The sequence below is a fragment of the Roseomonas sp. USHLN139 genome (assembly GCF_037145735.1).
Taxonomy (GTDB): domain Bacteria; phylum Pseudomonadota; class Alphaproteobacteria; order Acetobacterales; family Acetobacteraceae; genus Pseudoroseomonas.
Genome location: NZ_JBBCWY010000001.1, coordinates 1,207,614 through 1,232,125 on the forward strand (window position 1 = coordinate 1,207,614; position 24,512 = coordinate 1,232,125).

The window sequence follows — 24,512 nt, forward strand, 5'->3', positions numbered from 1 at the left end:
TCAGTCGCCGCCGCGGGTCATGATGCCGAGCGTCGGGCCGAGATAGGTGTTCCAGGCCTCGGCGCAGTCGCTGCCGCAGCGGTCGACCCAGCGCGGCAGCACGGTCGCGGTCAGCAGCGAGCGGCGGCGCTCGTTGTCGGCCGGCGTCACCGGCACCACCGTCATGCGGCCGCGCCGGCCGGTCGTGCAGGAGGGCTTGCCGACGGCGCAATCGAGCCCCTCGCCGGTCTCGCGGTCGGCGCCGTCCCAGATATCGCGCTCCAGCTCGGCCAGGCCGCTGCGGATGGTGGTGCGCACCGCCTCGGGCAGGGCCTCCCAGGCCGCCAGATTGGCGCCGAAGATCGAGACGCCCCAGGTCAGCGCCAGCGGGCTGACATGGCTCGTCACCTCGTGCAGCCCGATGGCATTGCCGGAGAGCGTGCCGGTGACGGCGCATTCGACGACGCCGGCGCGCATCGCGGGGACGATCTCGGCGAAGGGGATGACGACCGGGGTGGCGCCCAGCGCCTCGAAGAGCTCCGCCTGGCCGACCGAGGAGGTGCGGATGCGCCGCCCGGCCAGGTCCGCCAGCCCGCTGAAGGGGCGCGAGCACCAGGTGACCTGGGCGGGATAGGTATAGACCGAGAGCAGCTCGACGCCGTAGCGCTCGCGCAGCAGCTCCCGCATATGCGGGCGGTAGAGCCGCACCGTCTCGCGCAGCTTGGCGATGTCGGGATTCAGCGCCGGCAGGTCGATGGCGTTGAACTCGGGCTCCTCGCTGCTGACCACGGCGACCAGCGCGGTGCCGAAGGGCACGACGCCGAGCCGCATCAGCGGCAGGATCTCCTCCGCGCGGAAGCCGGCGCGGTCGAAGGGGGCGATCTCGGCGGTGACGCGGCCGCCGGTCAGCTCGCTGAGCTTCTGCCGCCAGAAGGGTTCCTCGTAGCGCGTGTACTGCGAGACATTGGCGAGGCCGCCGATGATCTTGAGCTGGATGCGCTCGTTGCTGTCGGCCGGCGCCTGGGCCAGGGCGGGGGCGGCGGCGGGCCCCGCCGCCGGCGCGGTCGCGGCCAGGCAGGCCAGCCCGGCCGCGGCCAGCAGCCGGCGCAGGCGGCCAGGACCACGGCCGCGACCGGGCTGGCGGGCGAGCGAAGGCGGAGAGGGCAGGGACGCTCGGGGCATCATGTCATCCTGTGGCGCCGCGGCGAGCGGAGACAAGTCGGTCATCGAATCGGCGCCGGGCACCGGCCGGCGCAGCGTTCCCTGGGGATGCGGGGCACCGCATCGCTGCGCCGCCAGGTCGCGACCCGGCGCAGTCGCAGGACACGATGGCAGCGATGAAGCTGGGCATAACCGGCCGCGCCGCGTCCAGCGCGATTTGACCGATCGGCCAGGAAAATTGCGACGCTTCTCGGATCGCCGCCACCGCCGCGGACGATCATGCCGGCGGGCGGCACCGCCCTCGAAGCCCGCGGCCGGCACCGGGGCAGGGGCAGGGGCATGGCCGGGAGCGGCCGGGCCAGGGTCGGGGCAGCCGGGCTCGATCAGGCCAGGCGGGCACGAATCCACGCCTCGGCCTCGGAGGACAGCCCGACCAGGGTCGGCTCGGCGAGCGGCGTGACCAGCAGCGCGCCGTCATAGCCGGCACGGCGCATGGCGCCGCGCAGATGTTCGGCCAGGTAGCGGGCGGAGACGGCGCTTTCGACCAGCAGCGAGCCGGGGAAGGTCAGGTGCGATTCGGCGAGCTGCCAGACAGCGTCCTCCAGCGCCGTGGCGCCGTCGGGCGCCTGATCATGGGCAACCAGCAGAAGGGGCATGACCCGACCTCGCGGAGAATTTTGATGAGTGTAAATGGCAAGCGAAGGGAGCGCCAGCAGGCTTCCACCACCCTGTCACGGCCCTGCCGCGCCGGAGGGCTTGCCGCGGCCGGCGCCGCGCGGCAGAGCGGGGGACATGTCGACCCCCCTCCCGGCCTCGCCCGCCGCCCTGTCCCGCACCGCCATCGTCAGCCATCGCGGCGGCGCCTTCCTGTGGCCCGAGAACAGCCTCGAAGCCTTCCGGCAGAGCCTGGCCCTGCCGCTGGAGCAATGCGAATGCGACGTGCATCTCAGCGCCGACGGGGTGCCGGTGGTGATCCATGACGCGACGCTGAACCGTACCACCGAGGGCCAGGGCCCGGTGGCGGCGCTGACTGCCGCGGAGCTGACCCGCCTGCGGCTGCGCGGCGCCGGGTCGCTGCGCATCCCGACGCTGGCCGAGGTGGCCGCCCTGTTCCGCGGCAGCCGCCAGCAGCTGCAGGTCGAGGTGAAGGTGGCGCCGGGCGCCAAGCCCGACCCGGCGCTGGTCGCGGCCAGCCTGGCGGTGCTGGAGGCGGCCGGGATCCGGGCGCAGGTGCGGATCATCGCCTTCGAGGCGGAGCTCGCCGCGGCAGCCTTGCGCGCCGGCGGGCTGGCGGGGGTGATCTGGCTGTTCGAGCCGCGGCTGATCGAGGCGGTGGGGCAGGAGGGCATCATCGGCGTCGCCCGCGCGCAGGGCTTCGACTTCGTCGAGACGCATATTTCCGCCCTCGACGAGCCTTTCGTGGCGCGGCTGCGCGCGGCCGGGCTGAAGGTCGGTGCCTGGGGCGCCAACCACGCCCCCACCATCCGCAAGGCCTTCTCGCTCGGCCTCGACGCCATGGCCACCGACGACCCGGTGCTGGCGCTGCAGCTCCGGTCCTAAGGCGCGGCCAGGATTCCGGCGCAGGCTGCCGGCATCCGCGGCGCCGGGCCGGGCGGGCGCGGCTTCGGCGGCTGCCGCGCCTCGGCCGAGAACCACCAGTCGAGGCTGGCGTCGCAGCCGGTGCCGGCGGGGACCGGCGCCTGGTCGTGGCAGTCGCCCTGGCCGGGCGGGCAGCGCAGGCGGACGTGGAAATGCTCGTCATGGCCGCGCCAGGGCCGCAGCTTGCGCAGCCAGGCGGCGTCCGGCTGCTGCCGGCAGATCGCCTGCTTGATGGCGGGATTGACGAAGATCCGGTCGACCCCGGGATGCTCGGCCGCCAGGCGCAGCAGGGCGACATGGCGGGGGGTGAACTGCGCCGGGTCGATGTCCATCCCATCGGCGCGGACCAGCGAGGCGACGGCGATCTGCTCGCGCTGCGCTGTGGTCAGGGCCGGCTTCGGCCGCAGGTCGAACCAGATATCGGCATCCAGCCCGATCTGGTGGCTGGCGTGGCCCCAGGGCAGCGGCCCGCCGCGCGGCTGGCCGAGATCGCCATACCAGAGGGCGGGCAGCCCCGCCGCCTGGGCCCGCGCGCCGAGGTCGCGCAGATAGGCGGTCAGCGCCGGATGCCCCCAGAAGCGGTTGCGCGACAGCCGGACCATCTGGAAGCCGGGGCCGGATTCTGGCATCGCCTCGGCGCCGCCGATGCAGCCGAGGCCATGCGCGCCCACCACATGCGGCGCCCCGGGCGCCGGCCCGCGCGCCGCCGCCCAGGCCGAGGCGCGCGGCGGATCGGCGGCCAGCGCCGCGCCGCCGGCGGTGCCAAGGGCCACGACGCCCAGGAAAGCCAGCAGGGCGCGGCGGACGCCCTGACGCAGCAAAACCAAGCCGGTCAGCCGGAGAAGCGGAAGGAGCCGGGCACCGCCTCGGGCTCGGGCTTGGCATCGGGCGCCGCGGCACCCTGCTGCGCCTGCTTCACCTTGGCATCGATCTGCTTCAGCAGGGTCAGCAGGCTGTTGGCAAAGGCGGGCAGCTGCACCACGGGGATCATCAGCTGGCCGCAGGGCACCGGCTTGCCGTCGGCGCCGGTCTGCGCCAGGCCGATCCGGGTGACGCCGTAATTCACGCTGGCTTCCAGGATTCCGTCGGCGAAGAGCACGGGCTGGTCGGGCATCGGGCGGGATTCTCCTAGGGACGCGGCGGGCGGCAGGATGGCCGACCTTCCGGCGGCCATCCTGGCGGCTTCGCCCGCCGCAGGCAAATGACGCGCGCGGGCTACTGCTCGCGGAAGGCGCGGTGGAAGCTGTCGAGCACCGGCTGCATCATGTAGCGGAAGAAGGAGCGCGAGCCGGTCTGGATCTGCGCCTCGACCGGCATGCCGGGGCGCAGCTCGACATGCTCGAGCCGGCCGAGCTGGTCCTGGTCGATGACGATCTGCACCCGGTAGTGGCTGGCCCGCGTCCGGTCGTCGAGGGTGACGTCCGAGGCGACGAAGCTCACCTTGCCATCTAGGAAGGGCACCAGCCGCTGCTTGAAGGCGGGCAGCCGCACCTCGGCCAGCAGGCCGGGATAGACCACGTCGATGTCGTTGGGCGACAGCTGCACCTCGGCCACCAGCCGGTCGGTCGAGGGCACCAGCTCCATCACCGGCTCGCCGGGGCGGACCACGGCGCCGATGTTGAAGAACTTGCTGCCCAGGATGACGCCATCCTCGGGGGCGATGATCTCGCGCCGGGTCGCCACGTCGCGGGCGGCGCGCAGCTTCTCGGCGGTGTCGTTCAGCCGGGTGCTGTTCTCCCGCGCCTCGGTGCTGATCTCCGACATCCGCTGGTCGCGGGTCTGCCGCATCTGGTTGCGCGCCTCCTCGGCCGAGGCGCGGGAGCGCTGCACCTGGCCGTTGAGGTCGACCATGTTGCCCTCGAGCGAGGCGACATTGCGCTGCAGCGACAGCAGCCGCGGCATGCGCTCCAGCCCCTGGCGGACCAGGTCGACGACGCTGGCCTCCTCGCGCTTGATCAGCTCGAGCTGCCGGCGCTGGCTGTCGATCTGGCCGAAGGCCGAGGTGGCGGCGGCCTCGTGCTGGGCGATGCGCGCCTCCAGCACCATCAGCGAGCTCTGCAGATTGGTCTGCCGGGCGGCGAAGAGGGTGCGCTGCCCGGTCATGATCTCCTGCACCCGCGGATCGGTGCTGGAGAGCATCTCGGCCGGGAAGCGGATATCGGCGGCGCCGGCGGCCTCGGCGGCGAGGCGGGCCTCGGTGGCCTTCAGCGCCCAGTACTGGCTCTGCAGCGCCTCGAAGCTGCTGCCCGACTGCACCTCGTCGAGCCGCATCAGCACCTGGCCGGCCTTCACCCGGTCGCCGTCGCGCGCCAGGATCTCGCGGACGATGCCGCCTTCCAGGTGCTGGATGGTCCGCCGGCTGCCTTCCGAGCGGATCTGGCCGGGCGCGATGGCGGCCTCGGCCAGCGGCGCGGTGAAGGACCAGGCGGCGAAGCCACCGACGAAGAGGGCGGTTGCCGCCAGGCCGAAGAGCAGCGTGCCGCGGGTGCGCGGCCGCGCCGCGTCCGGCGCCAGGTCGGGGGCGACCGGCGGCAGCGCGCTGATCGGGCGGTCGAGCGCGCCGCCCTGGGGAGTGGTGGTGATGCTCATGCGGCACCTCCGGGCTGGCTGGCGAGGCGGGGCGTGGGCTGGGCCGGGATCTCGGCGGGGCGCGGGCCCATCAGCCGCTTCAGCACCTCGGCGCGCGGGCCGAACATCTCCACGGCGCCTTCCTTCAGCAGCAGGACCTTGTCGACATTCTGCACCAGCTGCGGCCGGTGCGAGACCAGCACGACGGTGCAGCCATTGGCCTTCAGCCCGTCCAGCGCCTTCTGCAGCGCCGCCTCGCTGTCGCCGTCCAGGTTGGAATTGGGCTCGTCGAGCACCACCAGCTTGGGCTGGCCGAACAGCGCGCGGGCCAGGCCCAGCATCTGCCGCTGGCCGCCCGAGAGGTGCTGGCCGCCATCGCCGATCTCGGTGTCGTAGCCCGAGGGCAGGCGCAGGATCATGTCATGGCAGCCGGCCAGCTTGGCGGCGGCGAAGACATCCTCGGGCGTGGCATCGCCCATGCGGCCGATATTGGCGAAGACGGTGCCGTCGAACAGCTCGACATCCTGCGGCAGGTAGCCGACATGGCGGCCGAAATCCTCGCGCTTCCAGGTATAGACGTCGGCGCCATCCAGGCGGACCGAGCCGGCGGAAGGCGCGAGGGTGCCGATCAGCAGCCGGATCAGCGTGGTCTTGCCGGCGGCCGAGGGGCCGATGATCGCCAGGCTCTCGCCAGCGGCCAGGCCGAAGCTGACGCCCTTGATGATCGGCACGGTCTGGCCGGGCAGGCCGAAGGTGACGCGCTCGGCGGCGAGCTTGCCGGTCGGCTCGGGCAGCGGCAGGCCGGGCGGGCGCAGCCGCGGCATGGCCAGGAAGGAGGAGAGGCGCTGCAGCGCCTGGCGCGCCTGCACCAGCCCCTTCCAGCCGCCGATCAGCTGCTCCACCGGGGCGAGGGCGCGGCCCATGATGATCGAGCCGGCGATCGAGGCGCCCGAGGTCAGCTGCTGCTGCAGCACCAGGTAGGCGCCGACGCCGAGGATGGCGAGCTGCACCGTCAGGCGGAAGAACTTCGTCAGGGAGAGAAGAATGGCGGCGCGGTCGGCGGCCTGCTCCTGCGGCGCGACCGTCTCGGCCACGCCGCTGCGCCAGCGGCGCATCACCGCCGGCATCATGCCCATGCTGTCGATCACCTCGGCATTGCGGCTGAGCGCATCGACCCGGCGCTGCCCGGCCATGGCCGCGGTGTTCGCCTTCTTCAGCAGGTTCGAGGTGGTGACCTCGTTCAGCAGGGTCAGGATGAACAGCAGCACGGCGCCGCCGAGGGCGATCAGCCCCATGACCGGGTGCAGCAGGAAGATCGCGGCCAGGTAGATCGGCACCCAGGGCACGTCATAGACGGCCAGGGCGCCCGGCGAGGCCAGCCAGGAGCGGCAGAAGCCCAGGTCGCGCAGCGCTTCCATCCGGTAGGGACGGCCGCGCAACTGCGATTCGAGGCCGCGCTCGAAGCCCTCGGGGGCGACGCGGGCCTCGATCCAGGCGGCGCAGCGCTGCATGACGCGGCCGCGCACCGCCTCCAGCACCGCCAGCAGGGCCAGGGCGGAGAGGGCGATCAGGGTCAGGAAGAGCAGGGTATCGAGGCTGCGGGTGGCCAGCACCCGGTCGAAGACCTGCATCATGTAGAGCGAGACGGTGAGCTGCAGCAGGTTGACGATGCCGCTGAACAGGCCGACGGCGATGAATTCCCGCCGGCAGGCCTTGATCGCGCGCGACAGCGGCGTCGGCTCCTGCTGGCCCGGCATGGCCTGGCGCGGGGCGAGGGCCATGGCGGTCAGCCCACCACCGGCAGGCGGCCGAGCCAGCCGGCGGCGATGGCGATCCAGCCGAGCCCGCCGGCCAGCAGCGTGGCGACGAAGCCGGCGGCGACCAGCGTGGCGAAGCCCGGCGGCGGCTTCAGCCCGGCCAGGGCGCTGCGGGTGGCCTCCTGGCGGATGCTCTCGGCATGGTTGTGCAGGTGGCGGAAGGACCATTCGCCGAGCAGCTTCTCCGCCTCGGCCCGGCGCTGCGGCAGCCGCGTGGCAGCCTCGTCGCCGGCTTCCTGGGCCAGCGCGAAGGCCAGCAGCGCGGTCACCCGGTCGCCGCCGGGCGCCTGCACCAGCTCGCGCCAGACCGGCGGCAGCGCGGTGGCGGGCCTGCTGCCCGGGGCAGCGGCCGCGGCGGCGGCCGCCGGGGGGACGTCGGAACCGGCGTCGGGGGCCACATCGGGCCGAAGGGGGTGGGGCGCGGACATGCCGACGACGACTCCAGACTAATGGGGCCCAGGGCTTGCGGGCCGGACCGATGTTTAGGCCGATCCGCCGGGCCGCAACAGGGCGACCCGACACGGTGCGATGGTATCAGGCCATCGCCTGCAACAAGATGGCCTCGGGCAATGCAGTATTCCGGCCGCCGACTGCCTTGGGCCGCCGGTCAGGATGCTGATGGCCTAAGGCAGATTTATGACCGGGCTATTGCCCGCCCGGCCCGGTCGGGGCGCGGCGTCTGGCCACCCCGGTCAACCGGGAAGCCCGTCCCCGGTTTCCGCCATCCTAGCGCCGGCGGGGGGCAGAGGGGTAGCGGCCCGGTGGCAACCCGGCCCTGCAAGGGCGAGATAGGCGATGCGCCGGGCCTCCTGCCGGCCCCGGGTGACGGTGTCCAGGATCAGGCCGACGGCGAGGGCGAGAAAGCTGAGCTGCAGGCAGCAGACCGAGGCCAGGAAGGTGGGCAGCCGCGGCACCAGCCCGCTCTGCAGGTAGGTGGCGAGGACCGGCGCGAACAGCGCCGTGGCGGTCAGCAGGAACAGCGCCGCCAGGGCGCCGAAGAAGGGCAGCGGCCGCTCGCGCTGCAGCAGGGCCAGGATGGTGGCGAGGATCCGCGCGCCGTCGCGGAAGGTGCGCAGCTTGGAGGCGGAGCCCGCCGGCCGCGCGCCATAGGCCGAGCGGATCTCGCCCACCGGCATGCGCAGCTCCAGCGCGTGCACGGTGAGTTCGGTCTCGATCTCGAAGCCGCCGGAGAGCGCCGGGAAGGACTTGACGAAGCGGCGCGACAGCAGCCGGTAGCCGGACAGCATATCGGCCTGGCGGCGGCCGAAGATGCTGCCCACCAGCCCGGTCAGCAGGCGGTTGCCCCAGGCGTGGCCGGGGCGGTAGGCGGCCTGGTCCTGCCCGACGCGGACCGCCGTCACCATGTCCAGCCGCTTCTCCAGCGCCAGCGCGACCATGGCCGGGGCATCGGCCGCGTCATAGGTGCCGTCGCCATCCGCCATCAGGTAGAGATCGGCCTCGATGTCGGAGAACATGCGGCGCAGCACATGGCCCTTGCCCTGCAGCGGTTCCTCGCCGAGTTGGGCGCCGGCGGCCCGGGCGGCCTGCAGCGTGCCGTCGGTCGAGTTGTTGTCGTAGACATGGATCTCCGCCCCCGGCAGGGCGGCGCGGAAGGCCGCGACCACCCCGCCGATCGCCACCGCCTCGTTGCGGCAGGGCAGCAGCACGGCGATGCGGGGCGCAGCAGGGCAGGGGCTGGACATGGCGGCTCCGGCGCAGCGGTCTGCTCCCGACATGGGGTCGATCAGCCGGCGCGGAAGACGAAGCGGCGGCTGAGCAGGAAGTTCCCGGCCATCCCGGCCAGCGACCCGGCGGCCACGCCCAGCACCGGATGCGCGGCGGCCAGTGGCACCGTGCCGACCAGCAGGGCATAGGTGCCGTAGTTCACCGCGAAGCCGGCCAGGTTGACCAGCAGGAACAGCGCCCATTGCCGCGCCGCCGGGGCGCCGGTGGCGCGGAAGGTCCAGGCCCGGTTCAGCGCCCAGTTGCCCGAGGCCGCCGCGACATAGGACAGCACGCGGCCGAGATAGAGGCCGGCGCCGAGCTGCAGCGCGGCATAGAGCACCGCGGTGTCGACCAGGAAGCCGATCGTGCCGACCACGCCGAAGCGCAGCAGCTGGCCGAGCAGCGCCACGTGGCCGGGGGAGAGGGGGAGGCTTCGCATGCCCTCCCCTTAAAGCCCGGCCCGGCCCGCCGCGGCAAGGCGGGCTGAATTCCGCAGGAAGCACCGGGTTTCCGCGGGGCGGCCCCTTGCATCCTCGCAGGCCCTCGGCTTCCCTTCGCCGCGCAAGATCGGGCCGAAGGCCCCCGGGGAGACCGAGAATATGTTCCGACGCCAATTGCTCAACGGCGCCGCCGCCATCGTCGCCGGCGCCACCGGCCTGCCGCGGCTGGCCCAGGCGCAGGGGGCCGCCGCCCCGGCTGCCCCGGCGCCCGCCGCCCCGCGCGTGCTGAAGTTCATTCCCCAGGCCGACCTGGCGGTGGCCGACCCGATCATCACCACCGCCTATGTCTCGCGCAACCACGGCTACCTGATCTGGGACACGCTCTACGGCTTCGACCAGGACTACAAGCCGCAGCCGCAGATGGTGCAGGCGCACACCGTCTCGCCGGACGGGCTGCAGGTCACCCTGACGCTGCGCGACGGGCTGAAGTTCCATGACGGCGCGCCGGTCACCGCCAAGGACTGCGTCGCCTCGATCCGCCGCTGGGCGGCGCGCGACGCGCTGGGCCAGGTGATGGTGGCGACGCTGGCCGAGGAGGCCGGCAAGCCGACCGGGATCGCCGCGCCCGACGACAAGACCATCACCTTCAGCTTCAAGAAGCCCTTCCCGCTGCTGTTCGAGGCGCTGGGCAAGCCGGCGACCCCGGTCTGCTTCATCATGCCCGAGCGGCTGGCAAAGACCGACCCGTCGGTGCCGGTGAAGGAGATGATCGGCTCCGGCCCGTTCCGCTTCAAGGCGGATGAGCGGGTGCCCGGCGCCAAGATCGTCTATGAGCGCTTCGCCGACTACGTGCCGCGGAGCGGGGGCGACATCTCCTGGACCGCCGGGCCGAAGAAGGCCAATTTCGACCGCATCGAATGGACCGTCATGCCGGATGCGGCGACGGCGTCCAACGCGCTGCAGAATGGCGAGGCCGACTGGTGGGAGCAGCCGCCGGGCGACCTGCAGGCCCTGCTGCGCCGCAACCGCAACATCAACCTGGAGATCCAGGACCCGACCGGGCTGATGGCCATCGCGCGGTTCAACCACCTGCACCCGCCCTTCAACAACCCGGCGATCCGCCGCGCGCTGCTCGGCGCCGTCAACCAGGCCGATTTCATGACGGCGGTGATCGGCACCGACAAGAGCCTGTGGCGCGAGAATGTCGGCATCTTCACCCCCGACACCCCGCTGGCCAACGACGCCGGCATGGAGGTGCTGACCAGCCCGCGCGACTACGAGAAGGTCAAGCGCGACTTGGCGGCCGCCGGCTACAAGGGCGAGAAGGTGGTGCTGATCGCGGCCGCCGACTTCCCCTCGCTGAACGCGCTGGCCCAGGTCGGCCACGACATGCTGAAGAAATGCGGCATGAACGTCGAGTTCGTCTCGACCGACTGGGGCAGCGTGGTGCAGCGCCGCGCCAGCAAGGAGCCGGTCGAGAAGGGCGGCTGGTCGATGTTCTTCACCTTCTGGGCCGGCGTCGACATGTTCAACCCGGGCGTGCAGCAGGCGCTGCGCGGCCATGGGCAGTCCGCCTGGTTCGGCTGGCCGACGGCGCCGAAGCTGGAGGAGCTGCGCACCGCCTGGTTCGAGGCGCCCGACCTGGCCGCGCAGCAGGAGATCGCCCGCAAGATCCAGCTGCAGGCCTTCGAGGACGTGCCCTATCTGCCCTGCGGCCAGTACTTCCAGGCCTGGGCCTATCGCCGCAACCTCAGCGGCGTGCTGAAGGGCCTGCCGATGTTCTGGAACGTGCAGCGCAGCTGACCTAACAGGACTGCAATCCGCTTGGGCATCTGCCCTTCGCAGGTGCAGCAGGGCGGGCGGGGAGCAACCCCGCCCGCCTTTTTTCTGCCCTAATGCCCTTGCGGCCGCGTCGCTCTGCCTGTTCCATCCCGCCTGCAGGTGAGGCCCGCGAGGGCGACAGGCGGCGGGCGACGGGGAATACCCCGCGCCGCCGCGGCAGCGAGGGAGAGAATGGGGCATGAGAAGACGCGGATTCCTGGCCGCCGGCGCCGGGCTCGGCCTGGCGCCGGCGCTGGCCCGGCCGGCCGTCGCGCAGAATGCCGCCGCGCAGGTGCTGCGGGTCATCCCGCAGGCCAATCTGACCAGCCTCGATCCGTTCTGGACCACCGCGGTGGTCACGCTGAACCATGGCTACCTGGTCTATGACACGCTGACGGCGGTCGATTCCAAGGGCGTGCCGAAGCCGCAGATGGCCGAGGGCTGGGAGGTCGCGGAGGATGGCCGCGCCTGGACCTTCACCCTGCGGCCGGGCCTGCGCTTCCACGATGGCGCGCCGGTGCTGGCGCGCGACTGCGTCGCCTCGGTCACCCGCTGGGCCAAGCGCGACGCCTTCGGCCAGGTGCTGTGGATGGCGGTGGACGCCCTGGAGGCGCTGGACGACCGCCGCCTGCGCTTCCGGCTGAAGGCGCCGTTCCCCTATCTGGCGCTGGCACTGGGCAAGAGCTCCTCGCCGGCCTTCATCATGCCGCAGCGGCTGGCCGAGGTGGATGCCTTCACCCAGATCCGCGAGGCGGTGGGCAGCGGCCCCTTCCGCTTCATCGCCAATGAGTGGAATCCCGGCCAGAAGGCGGTCTGGGAAAAATTCGCGCAGTATGTGCCGCGGGAAGAGGCAGCCGACGGGCTGGCCGGCGGCAAGCTGGCCAAGGTGCCGCGCGTCGAGTGGACGGTGATCAGCGATCCGGCGACCGCGGCGGCCGCCATGTCGACCGGCGAGCAGGATTACTGGGAATACCCGCTGCACGACCTGCTGCCGATGCTGAAGCGCTCGCGCGACCTGGTGGTGCAGCAGCGGCTGACCGAGGGCACCTATGGCTGCCTGCGCCTGAACCACCTGCAGAAGCCCTTTGACAACGTCGGCATCCGTCGCGCCGTCGCCATGGCGGTGGACCAGCGCGACTATCTGCGCGCCGTCGCCGGCGAGGGGACGGACGCCTGGGGCGAATGCCCGGGCGTCTTCACCTGCGGCACGCCGCTGTCGAACGAGACCGGCAGCGAGATCCTGAAGACGCGCAATGTCGAGCAGGCGCGCGCCGCCCTGAAGGCGGCCGGCTACAATGGCGAGCGCGTCGTGGTGGTAGCGCCTGGCGATTACCCGCAGATCAACGCGCTGTCCCTGGTCACCGCCGATTTGCTGCAGCGCATCGGCATGAATGTTGAACTGGTTTCAACGGATTGGGGCACTTTGGTGCAGCGGCGCACGAGCCGCGAGCCGGTCGAGAAGGGGGGCTGGAGCGTCTTCCACACCACCTCGCCGGGCACCTCCTTGAACCTGCCGCCGATCCATCTGATGCTGCGCGCCAATGGCAAGGATGCATGGTTCGGCTGGCCCGACGACCCCGAGATCGAGCGGCTGCGCGCGGCCTGGCTGCAGGCCGCCGATGCGGCCGAAGGCAAGCGCATTGCCGACGCGCTGAATGCCCGCGCCATGCAGACCATCCCCTACATCCCGCTGGGCTTCTACTGGCAGCCCTCGGTCTGGCGCCGTGGCCTCGCCGGGGTGCAGCCTTCCTCCTCGACCACCTTCTGGAACATCGAGAAGACGTAGCGGTCCCACGCCGCAAGTGGCACGCTATGTGCGGGGGCGATCGCAGCGGGCGGAGCGGCAGCTTCGCCGGGGTGGTCGCCGCTCCGGGCTGGTCCCCGGATGGACGACAAGAAAACGGCCGAATGGCCGCGCCGGTACAGGGCAGGCGGGAACTTCCTCCGCCAGGGCATCAAGGGAGCGGCCGCAACAGGCCGCGGGGCTGGGAGACGAAGGGTATGACGATCGAGCGACGTTCCCTCTTCAAGGTCGCGGGAGCCTCGGCGCTGGCCGCCGGCGGGCTGGCGGGCCTGGCGGCGCCGGCGCTCGCGCAGGCGGGGGGCGCCGGGGCCCGCACGCTGCGCTTCGTGCCGCAGGCCAATCTGGCGAATTTCGACCCGATCTGGGGCACCCAGTATGTCGTGCGCAACGCCGCCATGCTGGTCTGGGACACGCTGTACGGCCTGGACGAGAAGCTGGTGCCGCAGCGCCAGATGGTCGAGCAGGAGGAGGTCTCCTCCGACGGGCTGACCTGGACCTTCAAGCTGCGCGAGGGGCTGAAGTTCCACGACAACGCGCCGGTCACCGCCAAGGACGTGGTCGCCAGCCTGGCCCGCTGGGCGGTGCGCGACCCGATGGGGCAGATGATCCGCGCCATCCAGAACGAGCTGGTGGCGGTCGACGACCGGACCTTCCGCTGGGCGCTGAAGTCGCCCTATCCGAAGATGCTACTGGCGCTGGCGAAGAACAACGCGCCCTGCAGCTTCATCATGCCGGAGCGGATCGCCAAGACCGATCCCTTCACCCAGATCACCGAATATGTCGGCTCCGGCCCGTTCCGCTTCGTGCGCGAGGAATGGGTCCCCGGCGCCCGCGCGGTGTTCCAGAAGTTCGACGGCTACGTGCCGCGCGCCGAGCCGGCCTCCTGGATGTCGGGCGGCAAGAAGGTGATGGTCGACCGCGTCGAATGGGTGGTGATGCCCGATCCGGCGACGGCGGCCGCCGCCCTGCAGAACGGCGAGGTCGACTGGTGGGAGAACCCGATCTCCGACCTGGTGCCGCTGCTGAAGCGCAACCGCAACATCAACATCGACATCGCCGACCCGCTGGGCAATGTCGGCAGCTTCCGCATGAACCACCTGCACGCGCCCTTCAACGACGTGCGCGCCCGCCGCGCCGTGCTGATGGCGCTGAGCCAGGAGGACTACATGCGCGCCCTGGTCGGCGACAATGCCGACCTGTGGAAGCCGATCCCCTCCTTCTTCACGCCGGGCACGCCGCTCTACACCGAGGCGGGCGGCGATATCCTGAAGGGGCGGCGCGACTATGACGGCGCCAAGAAGCTGCTGGCGGAGGCCGGCTACAAGGGCGAGCCGATCACCATCCTGGTGGCGCAGGACCAGCCGATCACCAAGGCCTTCGGCGATGTCAGCGCCGACCTGCTGAAGCGGATCGGCATGACCGTCGACTTCGTCGCCACCGACTGGGGCACGGTCGGCAGCCGCCGCGCCATGAAGAACCCGCCCAGCCAGGGCGGCTGGCACATTTTCCACACCTGGCATGCCGGGGCTGACTGCATCAACCCGGCGGCCTATACCGCGCTGCGCACCAATGGCGACGGCGCCTGGTTCGGCTGGCCGAAGAGCGAGGCGATCGAGGCGGCGCGCGACGAGTGGTTCGCCGCTCCCAACCTGGAGGCCGAGAAGGCGGCTGTTGCCAAGATGAACAAGGAAGCCATGGATTTCGGGCTGTATGCGCCGACCGGCTTCTTCCTGTCCTACCAGGCCTGGCGGAAGAACGTGAGCGGTGTCGTCAAGGCACCCATCCCGTTCTTCTGGGGCGTCACCAAGAGCTGATCGAAGAGCATGTTCGCCTACATCATCCGACGTGTCCTGGCGACCATCCCCGTGATGGCGATCGTCGCCTTGTTTGTCTTCAGCCTGCTCTACATCGCCCCCGGCGATCCGGCGGCGGTCATTGCCGGCGATCAGGCCACGCCGGCTGATGTGGAGCGGATCCGCGCCAGCCTCGGCCTCGACCGCCCCTTCCTGGTGCGGTTCGGCGAGTGGGTGTTCCGCATCCTGCAGGGTGACCTCGGGGTGTCGATCTTCACCAACCTGCCGGTCACCCGCATGATCGCGCAGCGCGTCGAGCCGACGCTGTCGCTGATGGTCGTCACCCTGATCCTGGCGATCAGCATCGCCGTGCCGATGGGCGTCGTCGCCGCCTGGAAGTCGGGCAGCTGGATCGACCGCTGCGTCATGGGCTTTGCGGTGCTTGGCTTCTCGGTGCCGGTCTTCGTGGTGGGCTACCTGCTGGCCTACTACTTCGCCCTCGAGCTCGACTGGTTCCCGGTGCAGGGCTACACGCCCTTCGAGCGCGGCTTCGGCCCCTGGCTGTCCAACCTGGTGCTGCCGGCCGTGGCGCTGGGCGGCGTCTATATCGCGCTGATCGCCCGCATCACCCGCGCCACCATGCTGGAGGTCCTGCAGCAGGACTACATCCGCACGGCGCGCGCCAAGGGCGCCAACCAGGCCACCATGCTGTTCGTGCACGCGCTGAAGAACGCGGCCGTGCCGATCGTCACCGTCATCGGCATCGGCGTCGCCCTGCTGATCGGTGGCGCCGTGGTGACCGAGAGCGTCTTCGCCATCCCCGGCCTCGGCCGGCTCACGGTCGATGCCATCCTGCGTCGCGACTATCCGGTCATTCAGGGCGTGGTGCTGCTGTTCTCCTTCGTCTACGTGCTGGTCAATCTGCTGATCGACCTGAGCTACACCCTGTTCGACCCGAGGATCCGGTATTGAGCACTTCCCTCCAGCCCTCCCGGGCGGCTCCGGAGGGCGTCGCGGCCGCGGCGCCCCTGCCGGACATCATGCAGCCGAAGCAGGCGCGCAAGGGCTTCCTCGGCTACCTGCTGCGGCATCCGACCATCGCCTTCGGCGGCTTCCTGCTGCTGCTGATGTTCTGCATCGCCATCTTCGCGCCCTTCCTGTTCACCAAGGACCCGACGGCGCTGGCGCCGGTGATGCGCACCCGCGACCCGTCCGCTGCGCACTGGTTCGGCACCGACATGCTGGGCCGCGACGTCTATAGCCGCGTGCTCTACGGCACCCGCGTCTCGCTGATGGTGGGCTTCGGCGTCGCCATCTGCGCCTCTGTGCTCGGCCTGACCATCGGCCTGGTCTCCGGCATGGTGCGCTGGGCCGACAGCATCATCATGCGCGTCATGGACGGGCTGATGTCGATCCCCTCGATCCTGCTGGCGATCGCGCTGATGGCGCTGACCCGCGGCTCGGTCGGCAACGTCATCCTGGCGATCACCATCGCCGAGATCCCGCGCGTCTCGCGCCTGGTGCGCGGCGTCGTGCTGAGCTTGCGCGAGCAGCCCTATGTCGATGCCGCGATCGCCTGCGGCACCCGCACGCCGGTGATCATCTGGCGCCACATCCTGCCCAACACCCTGGCGCCGATGACCGTGCAGGCCACCTATATCTGCGCCAGCGCGATGATCACCGAGGCGATCCTGTCCTTCATCGGGGCCGGCACGCCGCCGATCATCCCGTCCTGGGGCAACATCATGGCGGAGGGCCGCGCGCTCTGGCAGGTGAAGCCGTATATCGTCTTCTTCCCCGCCGTCTTCCTCTCCATCACCGTGCTGGCGGTGAACCTGCTGGGCGACGGCCTGCGGGATTCGCTCGACCCGCGGCTCGCGAAGCGGGTGTGACCAGAATGGCCCTCCTCGAAGTCGACAACCTGCAGACCCACTTCCGCACCCCCGATGGCGGCGTCAACCGCGCCGTCGACGGGCTCAGCTTCAGCGTGGAGGCGGGGCAGACCGTCGCCATCGTGGGCGAATCCGGCTGCGGCAAGTCGGTCACCTCGATGTCCATCCTGCGGCTGATCCCCGAGCCGCCGGGCAAGATCGCCGGCCAGATCCGCTTCAACGGCAGGAACCTGCTCGATCTCTCCGACCGCGAGATGCGCGCCATCCGCGGCAACGAGATCAGCATGATCTTCCAGGAGCCGATGACCTCGCTGAACCCGGTGCTGACCATCGGCGCCCAGATCGGCGAGGCGCTGCGGCTGCACCAGGGCCTGTCGCGCGGCCAGGCGGAGGCCAAGGCGGTCGAGATGCTGACCCTGGTCGGCATCCCGGCGCCCGACAAGCGCGTCAAGGAATACCCGCACCAGCTCTCGGGCGGCATGCGGCAGCGCGTGATGATCGCGATCGCCTTGGCCTGCAACCCGAAGCTGCTAATCGCCGACGAGCCGACCACCGCGCTCGACGTCACCATCCAGGCGCAGATCCTCGACCTGATGCGCGACCTGAAGCACCGGGTCGGCGCCGCCATCGTGCTGATCACCCATGATCTCGGCGTCGTCGCCGAGGTCGCCGAGCGGGTGATCGTCATGTATGCCGGCCGCAAGGTGGAGGAGGCCCGGGTCGAGGACCTGTTCCGCGCGCCGAAGCATCCCTACACCCAGGGCCTGCTGGGCGCGGTGCCGAAGCTCGGCTCCTCGCTCGACGGCTCGACCGAGCGCCTGGCCGAGATCCCCGGCCTGGTGCCCAGCCTGAAGCAGAAGATCCAGGGCTGCGTCTTCGCCAGCCGCTGCCCGCAGGTGACCGAGCTGTGCCGCGCGGTGGCGCCGGCGCTGGAGGAGAAGGCGCCGGCCCATATCGCCGCCTGCCATTACGCGGTGAAGGAGGCCGTCCCGGCATGAGCACCACCCTCGCCAAGCCCATGCCGCGCCATGCCGGTGCGCTGCTCGAAGTGAACGACCTGAAGAAGCACTTCCCGATCAAGGCGGGCTTCTTCGGCGGCACCACCGGCCATGTCTATGCGGTCGACGGCGTCTCCTTCCACATCGAGAAGGGCGAGACGCTGTCGCTGGTGGGCGAATCCGGCTGCGGCAAGTCGACCGTCGGCAAGGCGCTGCTGCGGCTGTTCCCGCCGACGGCGGGGCAGGTGGTGCTCGACGGGCAGCGCATCGACGATCTGTCGCAGGGCAAGCTGCGGCCGATCCGCCGGCGGGTCGGCGTGGTCTTCCAGGACCCGTTCTCCAGCCTGAACCCGCGCATGCGGGTGAAGGACCTGCTCGCCGAGCCGATCCGCAACTACGGCCTGGCGAAGGACAGCGCCGACCTCGACGAGCGGGTCGCCAAGCTGATGGACACCGTCCGCCTGCCGCGCGACGCGGTGAACCGCTGGCCGCATGAATTCTCCGGCGGCCAGCGCCAGCGCATCTGCATCGCCCGCGCGCTGGCCGGCGAGCCCGACCTGATCATCTGCGACGAGGCGGTCTCGGCGCTCGACGTCTCGGTCAAGGCGCAGATCGTCAACCTGCTGCAGGACCTGCAGAAGGAGCTCGGCCTGGCGCTGCTGTTCATCAGCCACGACCTGGCCATCGTCGAGCACATGACGCATCGCGTGGCGGTGATGTATCTCGGCAAGATCGTCGAGATCGCGCCGCGGCGCGAGCTGTTCTCGGCGCCGAAGCATCCCTATACCGAGGCGCTGCTCTCCGCCGTGCCGGTGCCGGAGCCGGGGGCGGCGCGCCAGCGCATCGTGCTGAAGGGCGACGTGCCCAGCCCGATCAACCCGCCGAAGGGCTGCCGCTTCCACACGCGCTGCCCCTATGCCTTCGACCGCTGCCGGACCGACGAGCCGCAGCTGCAGCAGACCGAGCCGGGGCAGTGGGCCGCCTGCCACCTGCACGACCTGCCGGCGGCGCAGAACCCGCTGGCCCGCAGCGCGCCGCTGCTGGCCTCCTGAGCCGGTTTCGCTGAACCAGGACCGGCCCCGGGGGAGCGATCCCCCGGGGCTTTTTGTTGGTTATATATTGCAAATGCCTCGCAATTGCGATAACCGAGAGAAGAACCTGCCAAGCGGCCGCTTGACGGGCCGTGGTCGGTTGGGGGAGCCTTGCCATTCAGGGACGCTGCGGGGCGCGGCGCCTTTTGCATGGGGAGAGGCGGCATGCCGCAAGTCACGCTGGCCGTGAATGGCACCAGCCACACGGTGGAGGTCGAGGCCCGGACCCTGCTGGTCGAGGTTCTGCGCGAGACGCTGCGGCTGACGGGGACGCATGTCGGCTGCGACACCAGCCAATGCGGTGCCTGCGTCGTGCATCTGGATGGCGACAGCGTGAAGGCCTGCACCATCCTGGCGGTGCAGGCCGAGGGCGCGAAGATCACCACCATCGAGGGCCTGGCCGCCGCGGACGGCACGCTGCACCCGATGCAGGAGGCCTTCCGCGAGTATCACGCGCTGCAATGCGGCTTCTGCACGCCGGGCATGGTGATGAGCGCCATCGACCTGGTGAACAAGCATCCCCAGGGCCTGTCGGAGCAGGAGATCCGCGAGGGTCTCGAAGGCAATATCTGCCGCTGCACCGGCTATCATAACATCGTCAAGGCGATCGCCGCGGCGGCCGAGGTGATGCAGGGCCGCGCCGGCACGCTCGCCACCGCGGCCGAGTGAGGGGAGGGGCGCCATGTACGACTTCACCTACCACAAGCCTGGCTCGGTCGCCGATGCGGTGGCCATCCTGGCGGCCGATCCGGATGCCAAGCCGATCTCCGGCGGCATGACGCTGCTGCCGGCGCTGAAGCACCGGCTGAACCGGCCGACCGCGCTGGTCGACCTCTCGGGCATCGCCGAGCTGCGCGGCATCCGCCAGGAGGGCGGCGCGCTGGTGATCGGCGCCATGGTCAAGCATTACGAGGTGGCGACCGACCCCCAGGTGATGGCGGCAATCCCGGCGCTGGCGCGGATGGCCTCGACCATCGGCGACACCCAGGTGCGCAACCGCGGCACCATCGGCGGCAGCCTGGCCAACAACGACCCGGCTGCCGACTATCCGGCGGCGGCGCTGGCGCTGCGCGCAACGCTGATCACCGACCGCCGCCGCATCAGCGCCGACGATTTCTTCCAGGGCATGTTCACCACCGCGCTGGAGCCGGACGAGCTGCTGGTCGCCGTGTCCTTCCCGGTGCCGCAGAAGGCCGGCTATGCCAAGCTGCGCAACCCGGCGAGCCGCTATGCGATGGCCGGCGTCTTCGTGGCGCAGGGCCCGCAGGGCGTCGGTGTCGGCGTCAACGGCGCCGGCCCCTGTGCCTTCCGCCAGGTCGAGATGGAGGCGGCCCTGTCGGCCGCCTGGTCGGTGGAGTCGGTGGCGGCGGTGAAGCAGTCGCCCGACGATCTGAACAGCGACATCCATGGCAGTGCCGAGTACCGCGCCAATCTGGTGACGGTCATGGCCAAGCGCGCGGTCGCCGACGCCGGCTGAGGGCGTCGCCGCCGGCGCGCCCGTAAACCGACAGAAAGAGAAGGGGGTCCGGGGGAATTCATTCCCCCGGGCTCTTTCTTTTTCCGCCGCCCGGCGCGAGACAGCGATGGGTTGGTGTCAGGGTCGGATCTCCATGCAGCAAGAGCATGTCGTCATCATCGGTGCGGGCATCGTCGGTGCCGCCACCGCCCTGCAGGCGCTGAAGGCCGGCTATCGTGTCACCATCCTCGATCCCGGCGAGCCCGGCGGCGAGCAGGCGGCGAGCTATGGCAATGGCGCCTGGCTGTCGCCGCAATCGGTGATCCCGCCGGCCGGCCCCGGCACCTGGAAGAAGGTGCCCGGCTATCTGCGCGATCCGCTGGGTCCGCTAGCGATCCGCTGGCGCTATCTGCCGAAGGTGCTGCCCTGGCTGGCGCGCTATCTCTGGTCGGGCTGGACCGAGGCCAAGGTGCTGCGCATCGCCCGGGCGCTGCAGCCCCTGCTGGCCGATGCGCCGGCGCGGCACCAGGCGCTGGCCGAGGAGGCCGGGGTCGGTCATCTGATCCAGCGCACCGGGCTGATGTACATCTATCCCGACCGTGCCGCCTACGAGGCCGAGGCGCTGGGCTGGCGGGTCCGGCGGCAGCTCGGCTTCGCCTGGCGCGAGGTGGAGCGCGACGAGCTGCGGCAGCGCGAGCCGGCGTTGGACCCGCGCTACGGCTTCGGCGCGCTGTTCGAGCAGGGCGGGCATTGCCGCGATCCCGGCGCCTATGTCGCGGCGCTGGTGCAGCTGGCACAGCGGCAGGGCGCGGTGCTGGAGCGGCAGGCGGCGACCGGCTTCCGCGTCGAGGGCGGCCGGCTGCGCGCGGTGCTGACCGGGTCCGGCGAGATCGCCGCCGACAAGGCGGTGATCGCCGCGGGCGCGCGCTCGAAGGCGCTGGCGGCGGCGGCCGGCAGCCGGGTGCCGCTGGAGACCGAGCGCGGCTATCACGCGGTGCTGGCCGCGCCCGAGGTCGGGCCGCGCATTCCGCTGATGCCCTCGGACGGCAAGATGGCGGTCACCATGACCGAGGGTGGGCTGCGGGTCGCCGGCCAGGTGGAGATCGCCGGCCTCGAGGCGGCGCCGAACTGGAAGCGCGCGGAGATCCTGCGCGACTACCTGCTACGCGCCTTTCCCGGCCTGCCGCGCACGCTGCCGGCCGAGCGGATCAAGGTCTGGATGGGGCACCGGCCCAGCATGCCGGACGGGCTGCCCTGCCTCGGCACGGCACGGGACTCGGCCGACGTGGTGCTGGCCTTCGGGCATGGCCATGTCGGCCTGGTGTCGGGGCCGGCCACGGCCGAGGCCGTGCTGGCGATCCTGCAACGGCGCGCCTCGGATATTGCTCTGGAAGCCTTCGATCCGCGCCGATTCGACTAGCAATCGTGGCGCAGGGGTGCGACAGTGTAGTTAGTCGGTTCTGCATCCCGTGGGGCCGCGCACTTTTACGGATTATAGACGCAGTGCTTCCGGATAACGATTCGCAGGGCAGCGCCGGGGCCATCGAGGCCGAGGTCAAGTGGTACAACGGTCGCAAGGGTTTCGGCTTCGTGCTGGGCCCGGATGGCCAGGATGTGTTCTTCCACGCCTCGGCTCTGACCGAGGCCGGGATCGAACCGCCCGAGACCGGCGACAAGCTGGTCTGCGAGATCGGCACGGACCGTCAGGGCCGCCGGCTGGTCACCAAGATTTTTGAGCGGAAGCTTGGCCCGGGTGCTCCGGCCGGCGGCGACCGCCCGCGCCGCGACTTTGGCGCCCCCGGCGGCTTCGGCGATCGCCCGCCGCGTCGCGACTTCGGCGACCGTCCCCCGCGCCGTGACTTCGGCGACCGTGGCGGCTTCGGTGGTGGTTTCGGTGGTGGTGGCTTCGGCGATCGTCCGCCGCGCCGTGACTTCGGCGCCCCGGGCGGCTTCGGCGATCGTCCGCCGCGCCGTGACTTCGGCGCCCCGGGTGGGTTCGGTGGTGATCGCGGCGGCTTCGGCGGCGGCGACCGTGGTGGTTTCGGCGGTGGCGACCGTGGCGGCTTCGGCGCCCCGCGTTCCTTCGGCGACCGTCCGCCGCGCCGCGACTTCGGTGGCCGCGACGAGGGTGGCCCGACCGAGTCCGTGAACGGCACCGTGAAGTGGTTCGACCAGGTGCGTGGCTTCGGCTTCGTCACCCCCGATGACGGTGGCGCTGACGTCTTCCTGCACAGCTCGGTGCTGCAGCGCGCCGGCAAGCAGGATGTGCAGCAGGGCGAGAAGCTGGCGCTGGAGGTCCGTCAGGGCCAGCGCGGCCGCCAGGCGGTCATCCTGAAGGGCTGATCCGGCCCGCCCTGCTCTCGGGCAGGGTACACGGAAGCGTGTTGACCCTCGGCGCTCTTGGCGCCGGGGGTTTTTTCATGATTCAGCCTTCGTTCAGCATCCTGCGGCCACACTCCCGCGACAGCCGGCGCACCGGCGCGAGGGAAGAGCCCCATGATCGTCGAACCTGGATTCTCGCCATCCACGCCCACTGGCCCTGCGGGAGGGATTGGCCCCGCCGCTGCGCGGGAGATGGGGGGGGCGGGTCTGGCGGCGACGGCGCGGCTGGATGGCATCCTCTCCTTTGGCCGGCAGCTCAGCAGCGCCAAGGCCCTGCTGGATATCGTGCGGCAGGTGCTGGACGACATCTCGGTGATGGTCGACGAAGCCAGCCGCATCCTGGGCGTGCTCAGCGAGCCGGGGCTGCCCGCCTCGTCCTGGGACGCGGCGACGCTGCGCTACCAGCATGCGGTGCATGAGGTGGTCGGGCTGCTGGCGGCCTCGCGCAATGTCGGACAGATGCTGTTGCAGGGGGAGGATGGCCAGGGGCTGGTGGCCACCGGGCTGCAGCGGATGGAGCGGATCGCTGCCCTGCTGCCGCGGGTGCCGGCGGACCATCACGCGGCGCATCAGGCGGCGGAGAATTTCGCGCCGGTCCAGCGCAGCCTGGAGGAGGCCCGCAGCCGCCTGGAGGAGGCGCATCGCTCGGTGGAGGCGCAGCTGGCCATGGCGCTGGAGCGGATGGACGACGAAAGCGCCGCGCTGGGGGCGATGGAGGATACCGATGTGCTGAAGGAGGCCGCGCGGCTGCAGGCGCTGCAGATCCGTCAGCAGCTGGCCGGGCATGCGATCGGGCTGGGCGCGCTGGTGCCCCGATGCCTGCAGGATCTGCGACATCTTTGAGCAGAACGGGGCTCGGGGAGCGGATTTTGCGGAATGAAGGGGTTCAAGGCAGACGGATCGTAAGGATAACCTGCCGGTAAGAAATCACCGCAGGATGTGCGTAACCATGCGTCGTCGTCTTTTCGGTCTGGCCGTTGCCGGGCTGCTGCCGCTGCTTTCCTCTCCCGCTACCCTGGCGCAGGAGGCACCCTGGCCGAACCGCCCGATCACCCTGATGGGCGGCTTCCCGAATGGCTCCGGGGTCGACATCTATGCGCGGAAGCTGGCCGAGCCGCTGTCCAAGGTGCTCGGCGTGCCGGTGGTGGTGGACAACCGCTCCGGCGCCGGGGGCAATATCGCCAGCGACTTCGTCGCCAAGGGGCGGCCGGATGGCTATCTCTTCCTGTTCGGCACGGCGGGGACGCACGCGATCAACGCCACGCTCTACCGCAACCTGCCCTTCGACGTGGTGAAGGACAGCACGGCCATCACCCATTTGGGCGACGTGCCCAATGTGCTGACGGTCAGTGCCGAGAAGCGGCCGCAGCTGAACAGCTGCCAGGCGGTGCTGGCGGCGGCGCGGGCGCGGCCGGGGGCGCTGAACTATGCCTCGACCGGCAATGGCGCCTCGACGCATCTGGCCGGGGCGCAATTCGCCCAGACCGCCGGTATCGACATCGTGCATGTGCCGTTCCGCGGCCAGCCCGGCGCGCAGACCGCGCTGCTGGCCGGCGATGTCGACCTGTTCTTCAACCAGTCGGGCCCGGCGATCGGCTATATCGGCCAGGGTCAGGTGCGCGGCCTGGCGGTGACCACGGCGCAGCGCCTGCCGGCGCTGCCCGAGGTGCCGACGGTGGCCGAGGCCTGCGGCCTGCCCGGCTTCGACAGCAGCACCTGGTATGGCATCTTCGCGCCGCCCGGCCTGCCGACAGCGATCGCCGAGCGGATGAATGCCGAGATCCAGAAGATCATCGGCACCGCCGAGTTCAAGAAGTGGCTGATCGAGACCCAGGGCATCACGCCGAGCACGCTGACCATGCCGGCGCAGTTCCGGGCCCTGCAGGAGCGCGACATCGCCCGCTGGGCCGAGGTGGTGCGCCGCTCCGGTGCCCAGGTCGACTAAAAGAATAAGAATAGATGAAGGGGGCCTGGGGGAAGAATACC

General features: G+C 71.0%; 22 protein-coding genes and 1 pseudogene. 14 read left to right on the top strand and 9 right to left on the bottom strand.

The features are described from left to right. On the bottom strand, positions 1–1,161 hold the full coding sequence (locus WFI16_RS05580) for a TRAP transporter substrate-binding protein (RefSeq protein WP_419896799.1): 1,161 nt from the start codon (positions 1,159–1,161) through the stop codon (positions 1–3). 362 nt (positions 1,162–1,523) lie between these two features. Next, entirely contained in the window at positions 1,524–1,796 is a 273-nt protein-coding gene (locus tag WFI16_RS05585) for a hypothetical protein (protein ID WP_419896800.1), read from the bottom strand. Between the two features lie 136 nt (positions 1,797–1,932). Here WFI16_RS05585 and WFI16_RS05590 point away from each other — a divergent pair, with 136 nt between their 5' ends. Further along, positions 1,933–2,700 carry a glycerophosphodiester phosphodiesterase gene (locus tag WFI16_RS05590; protein WP_419896801.1) on the top strand — a complete coding sequence of 256 codons (768 nt, stop codon included), beginning with the start codon at positions 1,933–1,935 and terminating at the stop codon, positions 2,698–2,700. Here WFI16_RS05590 and mepA read toward each other — a convergent pair. From mepA to WFI16_RS05625, 7 genes are all read right to left on the bottom strand, one after another. Continuing rightward, the gene (gene mepA, locus WFI16_RS05595) at positions 2,697–3,566 is read right to left on the bottom strand and encodes a penicillin-insensitive murein endopeptidase (RefSeq protein ID WP_419896802.1); all 870 of its coding nucleotides are present in this window, start codon (positions 3,564–3,566) and stop codon (positions 2,697–2,699) included. The two genes, WFI16_RS05590 and mepA, sit on opposite strands and share 4 nt — an antisense overlap. Positions 3,567–3,571: 5 nt before the next feature. Continuing rightward, positions 3,572–3,853 carry a hypothetical protein gene (locus WFI16_RS05600; RefSeq protein WP_419896803.1) on the bottom strand — a complete coding sequence of 94 codons (282 nt, stop codon included), beginning with the start codon at positions 3,851–3,853 and terminating at the stop codon, positions 3,572–3,574. Positions 3,854–3,954: 101 nt separating this feature from the next. Further along, on the bottom strand, positions 3,955–5,328 hold the full coding sequence (locus WFI16_RS05605) for an HlyD family type I secretion periplasmic adaptor subunit (protein WP_419896804.1): 1,374 nt from the start codon (positions 5,326–5,328) through the stop codon (positions 3,955–3,957). Further along, on the bottom strand, positions 5,325–7,088 hold the full coding sequence (locus WFI16_RS05610) for a type I secretion system permease/ATPase (RefSeq protein ID WP_419896805.1): 1,764 nt from the start codon (positions 7,086–7,088) through the stop codon (positions 5,325–5,327). Before WFI16_RS05610 ends, WFI16_RS05605 begins: the two co-directional genes overlap by 4 nt. 5 nt (positions 7,089–7,093) lie before the next feature. Further along, complete coding sequence (locus WFI16_RS05615) at positions 7,094–7,552, bottom strand: hypothetical protein (protein ID WP_419896806.1); 459 nt, start codon at positions 7,550–7,552, stop codon at positions 7,094–7,096. Positions 7,553–7,816: 264 nt separating this feature from the next. Then, a complete protein-coding gene (locus WFI16_RS05620; RefSeq protein WP_419896807.1) occupies positions 7,817–8,827 on the bottom strand; it encodes a glycosyltransferase in 1,011 nt (336 codons plus the stop codon). A 41-nt stretch (positions 8,828–8,868) separates the two neighbouring features. Then, a complete protein-coding gene (locus WFI16_RS05625; protein WP_419896808.1) occupies positions 8,869–9,288 on the bottom strand; it encodes a GtrA family protein in 420 nt (139 codons plus the stop codon). Positions 9,289–9,448: 160 nt separating this feature from the next. Between WFI16_RS05625 and WFI16_RS05630 the strand changes: the two genes are divergently transcribed. From WFI16_RS05630 to WFI16_RS05690, 13 genes and pseudogenes are all read left to right on the top strand, one after another. Then, on the top strand, positions 9,449–11,092 hold the full coding sequence (locus WFI16_RS05630; RefSeq protein WP_419896809.1) for an ABC transporter substrate-binding protein: 1,644 nt from the start codon (positions 9,449–9,451) through the stop codon (positions 11,090–11,092). Positions 11,093–11,309: 217 nt separating this feature from the next. Continuing rightward, positions 11,310–12,896, top strand: a complete 1,587-nt coding sequence (locus WFI16_RS05635; protein ID WP_419896810.1) for an ABC transporter substrate-binding protein — start codon at positions 11,310–11,312, stop codon at positions 12,894–12,896. Between the two features lie 215 nt (positions 12,897–13,111). Next, the gene (locus WFI16_RS05640) at positions 13,112–14,728 is read left to right on the top strand and encodes an ABC transporter substrate-binding protein (RefSeq protein ID WP_419896811.1); all 1,617 of its coding nucleotides are present in this window, start codon (positions 13,112–13,114) and stop codon (positions 14,726–14,728) included. A 9-nt stretch (positions 14,729–14,737) separates the two neighbouring features. Further along, complete coding sequence (locus WFI16_RS05645; RefSeq protein ID WP_419896812.1) at positions 14,738–15,679, top strand: ABC transporter permease; 942 nt, start codon at positions 14,738–14,740, stop codon at positions 15,677–15,679. Beyond that, positions 15,676–16,599, top strand: a complete 924-nt coding sequence (locus WFI16_RS05650) for an ABC transporter permease (protein ID WP_442970639.1) — start codon at positions 15,676–15,678, stop codon at positions 16,597–16,599. Before WFI16_RS05645 ends, WFI16_RS05650 begins: the two co-directional genes overlap by 4 nt. Positions 16,600–16,604: 5 nt before the next feature. Beyond that, positions 16,605–17,597 carry an ABC transporter ATP-binding protein gene (locus tag WFI16_RS05655; RefSeq protein WP_419896813.1) on the top strand — a complete coding sequence of 331 codons (993 nt, stop codon included), beginning with the start codon at positions 16,605–16,607 and terminating at the stop codon, positions 17,595–17,597. After that, positions 17,594–18,649 (top strand): ABC transporter ATP-binding protein, encoded by a 1,056-nt coding sequence (locus WFI16_RS05660; RefSeq protein ID WP_419896814.1) that lies wholly within the window; start codon positions 17,594–17,596, stop codon positions 18,647–18,649. The genes WFI16_RS05655 and WFI16_RS05660 overlap by 4 nt, the downstream gene beginning before the upstream one ends. Positions 18,650–18,853: 204 nt before the next feature. Then, entirely contained in the window at positions 18,854–19,357 is a 504-nt protein-coding gene (locus WFI16_RS05665) for a (2Fe-2S)-binding protein (protein WP_419896815.1), read from the top strand. A gap of 13 nt (positions 19,358–19,370) precedes the next feature. Beyond that, the gene (locus WFI16_RS05670) at positions 19,371–20,165 is read left to right on the top strand and encodes an FAD binding domain-containing protein (protein WP_419896816.1); all 795 of its coding nucleotides are present in this window, start codon (positions 19,371–19,373) and stop codon (positions 20,163–20,165) included. A gap of 100 nt (positions 20,166–20,265) precedes the next feature. Then, a pseudogene (locus WFI16_RS05675) lies at positions 20,266–21,564 on the top strand (NAD(P)/FAD-dependent oxidoreductase); the annotation flags it as partial. 83 nt (positions 21,565–21,647) lie between these two features. Beyond that, a complete protein-coding gene (locus WFI16_RS05680) occupies positions 21,648–22,487 on the top strand; it encodes a cold-shock protein (protein ID WP_419896817.1) in 840 nt (279 codons plus the stop codon). 231 nt (positions 22,488–22,718) lie between these two features. After that, positions 22,719–23,369 (top strand): hypothetical protein, encoded by a 651-nt coding sequence (locus WFI16_RS05685; protein ID WP_419896818.1) that lies wholly within the window; start codon positions 22,719–22,721, stop codon positions 23,367–23,369. Between the two features lie 106 nt (positions 23,370–23,475). Then, entirely contained in the window at positions 23,476–24,471 is a 996-nt protein-coding gene (locus tag WFI16_RS05690; protein ID WP_419896819.1) for a Bug family tripartite tricarboxylate transporter substrate binding protein, read from the top strand. Positions 24,472–24,512: the final 41 nt, after the last annotated feature.